The organism is uncultured Campylobacter sp., from assembly GCF_938017705.1.
Lineage (GTDB): Bacteria > Campylobacterota > Campylobacteria > Campylobacterales > Campylobacteraceae > Campylobacter_B.
On record NZ_CALIIS010000196.1, the window covers coordinates 1 to 9664 of the forward strand.

The 9664-nt window shown below is 44.7% G+C and carries 11 protein-coding genes and 1 pseudogene; 2 read left to right on the forward strand and 10 right to left on the reverse strand.

All coding sequences use genetic code 11. From position 1 onward, the window contains the following. The 4 genes and pseudogenes from Q0605_RS08990 to Q0605_RS09005 all read right to left on the reverse strand — a co-directional run. Positions 1-99: pseudogene (locus Q0605_RS08990) on the reverse strand (hydroxyacid dehydrogenase); the annotation flags it as partial. 591 nt (positions 100-690) lie between these two features. Beyond that, positions 691-1875, reverse strand: a complete 1185-nt coding sequence (locus tag Q0605_RS08995; RefSeq protein WP_298706351.1) for a glutathionylspermidine synthase family protein — start codon at positions 1873-1875, stop codon at positions 691-693. Positions 1876-2738: 863 nt separating this feature from the next. Beyond that, the gene (locus tag Q0605_RS09000) at positions 2739-3326 is read right to left on the reverse strand and encodes a UPF0323 family lipoprotein (RefSeq protein ID WP_298706353.1); all 588 of its coding nucleotides are present in this window, start codon (positions 3324-3326) and stop codon (positions 2739-2741) included. Further along, complete coding sequence (locus Q0605_RS09005; RefSeq protein ID WP_298706355.1) at positions 3323-3961, reverse strand: helix-turn-helix domain-containing protein; 639 nt, start codon at positions 3959-3961, stop codon at positions 3323-3325. The genes Q0605_RS09000 and Q0605_RS09005 overlap by 4 nt, the downstream gene beginning before the upstream one ends. A gap of 278 nt (positions 3962-4239) precedes the next feature. Between Q0605_RS09005 and Q0605_RS09010 the strand changes: the two genes are divergently transcribed. Beyond that, a complete protein-coding gene (locus Q0605_RS09010; protein ID WP_297880993.1) occupies positions 4240-4863 on the forward strand; it encodes a TetR/AcrR family transcriptional regulator in 624 nt (207 codons plus the stop codon). Positions 4864-5190: 327 nt separating this feature from the next. After that, a complete protein-coding gene (locus Q0605_RS09015; protein ID WP_298706357.1) occupies positions 5191-6531 on the forward strand; it encodes an FAD-dependent oxidoreductase in 1341 nt (446 codons plus the stop codon). A gap of 178 nt (positions 6532-6709) precedes the next feature. Here the strand turns inward: Q0605_RS09015 and Q0605_RS09020 are convergent, their stop codons facing one another. From Q0605_RS09020 to Q0605_RS09045, 6 genes are all read right to left on the reverse strand, one after another. Then, positions 6710-7267 carry a hypothetical protein gene (locus tag Q0605_RS09020; protein WP_298706359.1) on the reverse strand — a complete coding sequence of 186 codons (558 nt, stop codon included), beginning with the start codon at positions 7265-7267 and terminating at the stop codon, positions 6710-6712. 11 nt (positions 7268-7278) lie between these two features. Then, positions 7279-7647, reverse strand: a complete 369-nt coding sequence (locus Q0605_RS09025; protein ID WP_298706361.1) for a hypothetical protein — start codon at positions 7645-7647, stop codon at positions 7279-7281. A gap of 35 nt (positions 7648-7682) precedes the next feature. Beyond that, positions 7683-8165: a hypothetical protein gene (locus Q0605_RS09030; RefSeq protein ID WP_298706363.1), complete on the reverse strand. Its 483-nt coding sequence runs from the start codon at positions 8163-8165 to the stop codon at positions 7683-7685. Positions 8166-8395: 230 nt separating this feature from the next. Further along, the gene (locus Q0605_RS09035; RefSeq protein ID WP_298063788.1) at positions 8396-8599 is read right to left on the reverse strand and encodes a hypothetical protein; all 204 of its coding nucleotides are present in this window, start codon (positions 8597-8599) and stop codon (positions 8396-8398) included. Between the two features lie 49 nt (positions 8600-8648). After that, positions 8649-9158 carry a hypothetical protein gene (locus Q0605_RS09040; protein ID WP_298706365.1) on the reverse strand — a complete coding sequence of 170 codons (510 nt, stop codon included), beginning with the start codon at positions 9156-9158 and terminating at the stop codon, positions 8649-8651. A gap of 13 nt (positions 9159-9171) precedes the next feature. Continuing rightward, entirely contained in the window at positions 9172-9579 is a 408-nt protein-coding gene (locus tag Q0605_RS09045; RefSeq protein WP_298706367.1) for a hypothetical protein, read from the reverse strand. Between the last annotated feature and the right edge of the window lie 85 nt (positions 9580-9664).

The window sequence follows — 9664 nt, forward strand, 5'->3', positions numbered from 1 at the left end:
CTCGGTCATCTCGTAGCTTTCAAACTCGCCCAAGCTCGCGATCTCGCTAAGATCGGCATCGCCTCCCAGCGTCGCGGCATCCAAACATACGATTTTCATATTTCCCCCTTTGCGTTTTAAAATTTTAAGTCGTAGCCGCGCGGCTAAATTTAGCCGTCAAATTCCGCCGCGCAGTCGGAGCGCGGCGCTTAAACGGCAAAATTTTAACTCTGCGAACTTAACTATTGCAAAATTTGCTCTCGCAAAATTTAACTATCGCGAATTCCGTCCTCGTGAAATTTAATGCTCGCAGCGCGCGCGGCGTTAAATTTTAAAATTCTAACTCGCGCTGAAGCAAGCGGTAAATTTTACCGCCGCTGAAATCCGCGTCTAAATTTAAAATTTCAATTTGCGCCGAAGCGAGAGATAAATTTAATCGCTGCCACCGTTCGCGTTTAAATTTTAAAATTTAGCTCGTGCAAATCTCAATTCGCGCGGAATTTTAGCTCGCGCCAATTTAGCCTGCACGAAATTTATCCGCGCAGAATTTTGGTTGCGACGCTACGTTAAATTTTACCGTAGCCTCTCCTAGCGTTAAATTTTACTGCCAAGCGGCGATAAAATTTACCGCCGCGAGAGCCTTATCGCCAAAGCTATCGCCAAAATACTCCGCCCTAAAATTTCTCAAATTTTATAAAATTTGCCGCGCCGCTACTGCGCGTCCTCGATGTAGTGTCCCACAAATTTTGAAAGATTATTGAGTATCTCGCCGCCCTTGCGGAAGCCCAGCGCGCAGCCCTCAAAGGCGAAAAACACCCCCGCTTGATAGCTCTGGGCGCGCTCGTCTTTGTTGAGCTCGTAAAATTCCTGATACAAAAATTTCTGATTTCCGTATTCGCCGCCGTTTTCCTCTATTTTTTTGCCGTCGGCGTCGAAAATCGCCACGTTCGCTCCCTCGCGCGCCAAAAACGGCTTTTTGATCATCTTTTTACCGATGATTGGCGAAAAGGAGCTTTGCAGCAGCAGCGGGTGGTTCGGATAGAGATCCCACAGTATTTTCATAATCCCCTTGCTTTGGAAAAGCAGCGTGTATGCGGGGTTTAGAATGATAGCCTTTTGATTTTGCACGATGTTTTTTAGCAGTATCGCAAGCTCGCCCTCCTCGATCGCGATCGCTTCCCAAGGGATGAGCTTGAACCAATACTCGTAGTTTTCGCCGTCAAAAAACACGCCCTCTTCGTCGTTAAATTCCACCTCGTCCACGTAGGCAAAGCGCGTCTTAAAGCCCGCATCTTCCGCGGTCTGCTGCAAAAGCTTCGTCGTCTTTTCGTCCTCGACGTTGCCCGCGACGCTGCTAAATAAAATTTTCCATCCCTCGTAAAATTTAGAAAAGTCCTCCAGCTCGCCGTCAAGCACCACGAGCCGCTTGAAATTATCGCGCAGCGCGTCGTAGAGGTCGTTGAACTGGCTTGCCTCGTCCATGCCGTTTTCTTTCAGCATCGCCCACTGGATGATCGCGGTCTCAAACACCGCCGTGGGCGTGTCGGCGTTAAATTCTATCAGCTTGATCGGCTTGCCGTCCAGCCCGCCCGCGAAATCGAAGCGCCCGTATAGGTGCCAGTGCACCTCGTTTTCCCAGCTTTGCTTGATTAGATCTACGAGGTTGAAGGGGATACCGAGCTCGTGGAAGAGGTTGTTGTCGATGACGTGCTGCGCGGCCGCGACAAACATCTCGTATAGCTCGTTCGCCGCTTCGTAATACGCATCCGCCTCCGCAGCGCTCACGCGCACAATCTCGTCGCTGACGTAAGGGGTCTCGTCTGCGTCCGTGTGCCAGTAAAAGCCGAGCTTTTCGAGATACTCGTTGCTTAACGGCGTTATCTTTTTTAGTTGCATAGATTTTCCTTTTTATGTAAATTTTAAAATTCCGCCCGCAGCGTAAAACAAACATAGCGCTAGTCGCTGCCAGCGTATCTTGCGAGCGCGGCGAAGCAGAATAAAACGCGAGCTATGGGCTCGCACCTCTAAGCGCACCGGTTAATCAGAGCTCGGCAGGCGAGCGGTGCATTGCCCCGCCGCAGAGCGGCACCTTTTTTGCAAGAAATACACCCTTGCAAGTAGCTCCTCCTTGGCTTCCTCAAAAACTGCGGTACAACTTAATCGCGCGATGCTACGACTTGGATTTCGCTCGGGTAAATTTACTCGCTTTAGCACCGCTCGGCGATATAAAATTTGCCGCAAGAAGCGCTGCGATACGAAATTCCGATTGCAGATGCGGTGATTAAAACCCCCGTCGCAGCACGGCCTCGCTCGCCTTAACGTCGCGTCGCAATATGAAATTTTATCGCACGACGCTGCCTTTCATATCAAAATTTCGCCCCGCGGCAACGCCTCAGTAAAAAATGCGATCCGATGCGCTCGGCAACGGGCGCGAATTCCGCCTCGTCATAACATCGCCGCGGCATGATTACAAACCGCTATGCGCGTAGCGGCGCGGAATTTTATCTTGACAACCTCGCCGCGTAAGGATTGCGAACCGCTACGTACGCCGTAAAATTTCTCTAGAGGCAACGCAGCCGTAGGACATTGCCCCCGAGCGATACGTAATTTGCCGTATCGAATTTCACCGAAAACGTGCCATACGGAGCGCGCTTTCGTTTTAACTAAAATTCCGCCACAACAGAATTTTGCTCACTTTCAAGCGCCGCGCGTTAAAATTTAAACTCGCCGCGTCAAGCGCTGTATGTTTCAAAGCGTGCTTAACCGCCGAAAAATCCACCGCTCTTGCCGCTCTTACTTCCGCCGAAAAACCCGCTCTTGCCGCTTCGCGCCTTATCGTTTTGCTGCTTTGCTTGATTGAAGCTATTTACACTTCTGGAGTAGGCGCTCGGGCTTTTGTAGGCGGTTTGGCGCTGGCTTTGGTAGGCTGGGTTGTTAAACAGCTTGCCGCCGATCCACGAGCCGATGATGGCGCCCGCGGCGCTTGCCAAGATCGCTTCGCCCAGGCTCATGCCGCCGCTGCTAAGCTGCGCGTTTTGGTTGGTTAAATTTGAAGTGCCGGCGTCGATTTTGGCGTTTTCCTCGGCTAGAAGGGCTTTGGTTTCCTCATCGCTTAAAATTCTCTCCGTGCCGTCGAGCGATTTTAGGATGATCTGGGTCTTTTCGCTCGGAAATTCCTCTAAAATTTTATATTTTCCCGGCGCGATCTCTTCGAGCCGCACGAGCGCGCCCTCTTGCAAGCGGACGTTTTGCTCCTGCTCCTTATCGTCGCAGCCTGCTAGCGAGCCCGCCATAACGAGCCCGAAGCCGCTTACCAGCGCATAGCTAGCGATTTTGCGTAGTTTCATTTTTTTCCTTTCAATGATTTTATATCTAGGCTTTGATTTATCAAAAGCTCGTTTCCCTCGACGCGGATAAACTCGCTCTTGCCGATATTTTCGATGATTAGGCTTTGCGCTTTTGGGCGCTTTTTGCGTTTGAGCGCTTTTACGAATTTTGCAAGGCTCGTCCATTCGCTACGATCGAAGGTTTTTTCTTTGATTTCGACATCGTAGGGTTTGGCTTCGCGGCTTTTGCTCGAAAGCAGCGGTTTGTCGAAAAACGACAAAAAATACCTGAGCTTCTCATCGCGCTCTTTATACATCAGCTTGATTTCATCTTTCGAGGCGATTAAAATTTCCTCTTTTTCTTTGTGAAGCCTGTCCTTATCGCTTTGCAGCGCTTCGATTTTACCTTTTAGCTCGGAGATTTCTTTGATGAGATAGTCGATGAAGCTTTGAGTGCCCGCCCCGCCGCCAGTACGCGTGCTTTTTGCAGAGCCTTGCGAAGCGGGCTCGCTTTGTTGCATTTCATCATCTAAAAGCACGTAGCGTACGCCGCCGCTTTCCTCGGCGCGCAAGGAATTTCTACGGATGCGGTTGTAAACGGCTTCTTTTGAAATTCCTAAAATTTCGGCTGCTTCGCCGATCGAGACTTTTTTCATACAAAGATGCCTTTTAGCGTTTTAGGTAATTATTACTAAATTTGCCTAAAATAGGCATTAAACGCTTCGTTTACGAAGATAGATCCCGCTTTACCGCATCCGGCGCGCGATAAAATTCCGCTCGCTTGCGCCCGCTAGATATAAAATTTCGTTTCGCTTGCAAAGCCGCGCAAAATTATTTTTTGCTGAGCTTTTAGAATTTTAGCCCAATAATGTTGCTTAATTAAGTATATTTTTTATACACTTACAAAAAATTTTAGTATTTCAAAGGAGGCGAAATGCCCGAATCGCCTAAATATAAAAAATCCGAAATTCGCTGCAAGCTCATTTTAGACGCGGCGCTGGAGCTGTTTTTAGCCAAAGGTTACGAGGCTACGAGCTTAAGCGATATCATCGAGCTTAGCGGCGGCTCGCTATCGTCGGTTTATAAGTATTTTGATAACAAAGAAAGCCTATTTTTGCGCATCATCGAACTGCAAAGCAAAAAGCTCGACGAGCGAATGAACGAGCGCATGCGAATCAACAAAGACCTAAAATTGCGTGAGTATCTGCGAGAGTTTGCAGGGATTTATCTGGAGTTTCTTTTCGCTCCGGAGGCGATAAAATTCTACCGGCTGATACTTTTCAGCGGCTTTAACGGCGCGCTTAGCGAGAGCCCAAAAATCTTTTTAAAAAGCGGCGTGCTAGGTTCGCCTAATGCGCTGGATGAGTATTTGGCGGCGCATGCGGACGAGTTTGCGCCCGGACGCACGGCAAAAAGCCTAGCGCTATATTTTTGCTTTTTGCTTAGAGAGCCGCATTTTAGCAGGCTGCTATTTTTCGACGAAAAGCTAAATTTCAAAGCGAGCGAGCTAATCAAGGACCGCATTGATATGTTTTTGCTAGGCGTAAAAAAGCGCTAATAGCGGAATTTTACAGCGCAAATTCCGCGTTTTTCGTGCCTTTAAATTTTATGAGCGGTTTGGGGCTTAGAATTTGATTCTATCTGTTACCAAGCGCTATAAAGTGCCGCATATCCCGCGCTTAAAATTTTAATTCTATCGGCGCAGAATTTTTAAAACGATTAGAGCTGAAATTTTTATTTTCCGTATTAAATTCCGTGCCGCAGTTAGAATTTCGTCGTAAAATTTCACGCCTCTTGTCTGCGCCTTTAAATTTGCGCCACTCAGATTTTAAATTTAATAAAACCTCTTATAATCCCGCGAAATTTCAGATCAAAAGGATTAAAAATGGATTATGATATCATCGTAATAGGCTTTGGCAAAGCAGGCAAAACCCTTGCCGCAAAATCCGCCGCACTGGGCAAAAAGGTCGCTCTCATCGAGCGCTCGCCGCAAATGTACGGCGGCACCTGCATCAACGTAGGCTGCATCCCGACCAAGCGGCTAGTTACGGCGAGCAAGGAAGCAGGCTTCGTAAATTTTAGCGTGCTCGGAGAGTATTTCGTGCTGAGCATGCAGAAAAAGGACGAGCTCGTAGAGGCGCTGAGGGCAAAAAATTTAGCAATGCTAAAGGGAAACCCGAATATCGATGTAATTGACGGCGAGGGCTCTTTTGCGAGCGCGAATTCTGTGCGCGTGCTAAGCCCTGATGGACAAATGCGTGAAATTTCGGCAGAAACGATCGTCGTAAATACGGGCTCCATCGAGGTTGAGCCGAGCTTTGAGGTAAACTCGCAGATCGCTTATAGCAGCGAGGAAATTTTAAATTTAAAGACGCTGCCGAAGCATCTCGTAATCATCGGCGGCGGATTTATCGGGCTTGAGTTTGCCTCGATGTTTGCGGGATTCGGCTCGAAAGTTAGCGTGCTGATGCGCTCGAAATTTATGAAAAACGAGGATGAGGACGTGGCCGCCAGCGTCAAATCCGCTCTGCAAGCCCAAGGCGTAGAGATCATCGAGGGCTGCGAGTTTTTGAGCTTAAATGACGGGGAGTTGAAATTTAACCTCGCGAGCGAGAGCAGGGTGATCTTAGCGGACGCATTTTTATACGCCCTCGGTCGTCGCGCAAATACGGGTGAGCTAAATTTAGCCGCTGCGGGGGTGCAGACAGACGTATACGGCAATATCATCACGAATGAGCATCTGCAAAGCTCGACTGCGAGCATATACGCGGCAGGCGACGTGCGCGGCGGCGAGATGTTTACCTACACGAGCTTAGACGATTTTAGGATCATTTTTAGCGCGCTTTTCGGGGACGGCGCGCGCACTACGAAAAACCGCGCACCGCATGCAAGCGTGCTGTTTACCCGCACGCCGCTAGCTCGCATCGGTCTTAGCGAGCGCAAAGCAAGAGCGAGCGGGCGCGAGATCAAGGTGCTGAAGCTTTCGATGGCGGCGGTGCCGGGCGCCAAGGTCGTGGCGCACGACGAGGGAATGATGAAGGCGGTCGTGGATGCGGCTAGCGGCGAAATTTTAGGCGCGGCGCTTCATTGCGTAAACGCGCACGAGATCGTTAATGAGCTGGCGATCGCCATGGCGCTGGGCGCGAAGGCGGACTTTTTCAAAAATCAAATTTTTACGCACCCGAGCATTAGCGAGGCGCTGAACGATCTTTTCGGACAGTTTTAAATTTGAAATTTAACGGCACTCGGGCTTAGGGATATCCGAGTGCCTAGGCATAAATTTATCATAAAATTTAATGCGCCGGAGCGGGTTAAATTTAGACTAGGTTAAATAATTTGAGCCCTTACCGTCCGCTTCTTTCTTGGCTACCAAAGTTGGCTATAAAAAGAAATGATTGAAATAGTTAATTGATAAAATATTCGTGTTTAGGAATAGCGAGATCGCAATCTATTCGGCACTCGGTAAGAGTATGCGGATAAAATTTCTTCTTGCAGTTTATACAGGCGAAAACGATTTCGTCCGTCGCTTCATTCAACATAACTCTATAATCGCTAGGCGACCATTGCGGGCATTCGCACGCCAAGTCCAAATCCACGCTAACTACCAAGCTGTCAAATACAATCGAGTTTAATTCCTCGTAGACTAGTCTTAAGCTCTTTTGATATTTCAATGCTCTAATTTTATTTATCAAGCGGTATTTGTCCGATTTGATGATCTTTACGCCAAAGAGATCCTTCGCTTTTCCGTCGCCGTAAATCGATAGCTCGGTCGGATAATCTTTAAAATTTAACTTTAACAGCTCGTCCAAGCCGCAACCGTCGTATTCTTTCATACGAAATAAAATTTTATTTTCAATAAACCATGTCGCTATGCAGCAGCATACTTGCTCGGGATCAAAAGGATGTAGATTTAAAATTCTATTTTCCAGCGATACGCATAAATTTCTAATTTTGGGCTGCATTATTTAATCCTTTATTTATCCCCAAATATCAAATAGGCTAAATTTTTACTCAAATTCCCATACGCAACTATCCAATATTCTTGTATGATATTTTTGATTTGTAAGTTATCGTCCAGAAAGTCGGCAAATATTTTAATCCTATCTTTGTCTACTGTGCCTAGCTCTTCATCCTCTTTCTCAAACGAAGCGACAATTAAATGCGACAGAGCAATCTTGTCGTAGAAATTTAATGTCTTGTCTTCTAGCAAATTTAGCATTGACGTAATTTTGCCGATATCTGCTAATTCTAGCTCCCAATCTTGCTCATTTCCCGTCGAATCTAACCCCAAAAGCTTATTTAATTTTATCGCGCTTTCTTTTCTTACGAAATAATCGGTCATTTTATTATCCTTTATATATGTTTTCACCGCGATACTTAGCCGACCGCGCTATCTAGCAGTTTCCTAGAATTTTGCAAAGCCCATACGAAATTTTCGAGCTCTACGCAGTCTTTTAATTCAAATCCAAAATTTAACAAACCCACCGATAGGGCGTCGCCATCTTTTATGACATGCGCTATTAGATTGCCTTTATGTTCTATACTCACTTTATTTTCATATCTTGTAAATTTAAAGATATTTTTCGAGCATCTTCCATTTCTTTTTGAAAATTTCTCAAACTGCTCCGTAAAATTCGGTATTTGATTCCCATCTTTTAGCCATAATCCTCCGGCATATAGCGCCCATATAAGCTCGTAAAAATTGATATTATGCCGAGTCTCGGTAGCAGCGACTAAAAGCTTATTCGTTTCATGGTTGATCTCTATTAAAGTCTCTCTGCCCATATGCCAGATCTCGGCTACTACTTTTTCTCTATCCGGCACGGAGGCAATTAAAAATTCAAATTCATTTTCTATCATATTAAAATCCTATTTTTTGTTTTTTACTACCTAATTTAATTTGAATGTTCTATCGTTCGAGCCTAAATCGTATTTATCCCATTCTTTTATGGCGTCTCGTGCCTTTTCTACTACGATATGCCAATTTGGATCCTCTATAATGGCGCGATCATCGGTTTCGTCTTTGGCTTGATAATTTTTTATAGCATCTCTAAATTCTTGCAATAATTCTATAAGTTTTGGCGGGAATCCTAAACGACAAGCCGTATTTTTTGCAAAATCGTCGAAATCAAAATCATCAAAAGTGTGCACATTAGCTCTATATACGATGAAATATGGCCCTCTACGTTGTTCTCATTCAACCAATACATTTTTTGCTGCTTTATGCTGGAAGCCTCTTCTATATTATCATAAACGCCCTTTACGCGGAATTCCTGCTCTTCTAAATTAAGCATCTATTTTCTCCATAAATTTTGTATTAAATTATTTTGTCTAAATCAAATTTTATTCATTTCCAATCTTAATCTCCGCAAGCGTTAATTTCGCTAAAGGATTGATAAACTTAGTGATACAATATTTATTATCGCATGTAATTACGCTTTGGCGTCCATCTACCTTCATTGCATTAGAGCAATTCGGGCACATTACATAGCCTTCGCCCAAATCAACGCCAATCGGAAAATTTAGCCCTCTCTGCTCTTTCAAAAATCTAAAAAATTCCTCTTTAGAAATTTTGATATTAGAAAATAATCGAAAAATTTCTTCTGCCTTTTGCCTTATCTCGCCTTCTTTAAAAAATACGTTAGGAGCCTTTTTAAAATCTTCATCAAACTCAGAAAATCTACCCGTCATCATATCCAATTCTTTTAATGCCTGCTCTTCCGCTTTGTTGGTTGCGCAATATTGCGATTCCAAATCATACATCTTATAAAATTCATCGCAAAACAGCTCTATATCGCACCAATCGTATATGAATCCAGCTATTAAATAATACAATTCTTCATTTTGCTGCATATTTCACCTTATTTTAAATTTCATCGCTATTTTTATTATTTATGCCTTTTAGAATTTCATGCAATAGCTCGTTTTCGGTTGCATTTTTCTCATCTAATATTGATACGCCCATAGTTGTTGGAGTAATCTTGGATAAAAATAGATTTACAAGCTCCGTTTTTTCATCGATTCCGTATGACAATGTAACGATATCCAATAAATCGTGCCGCTCTATAAAACCATCAAAGATATCTTCTAATCGCGACGCTTTCTCTGCGTAGAAGAATATCCACTTTACGCCTATAAGAAAATCCGTTGTGATATTACTAAAGATATCTATCTTATCCATAAAGTGCGATCCGATAAGCAAATATATATCCGAGCCGTTTTTGGACAAAGAGCCAAGCTTGTAAATAGAACCGATATTTTTATAATTTAGCATTTTATTTCTCGCTCCCTTGTTTTTTTATCATCTTTAGCCACTCTTTTTCAAATTTAAAATATTTCTGAAGCTTTTTATTCTTTTC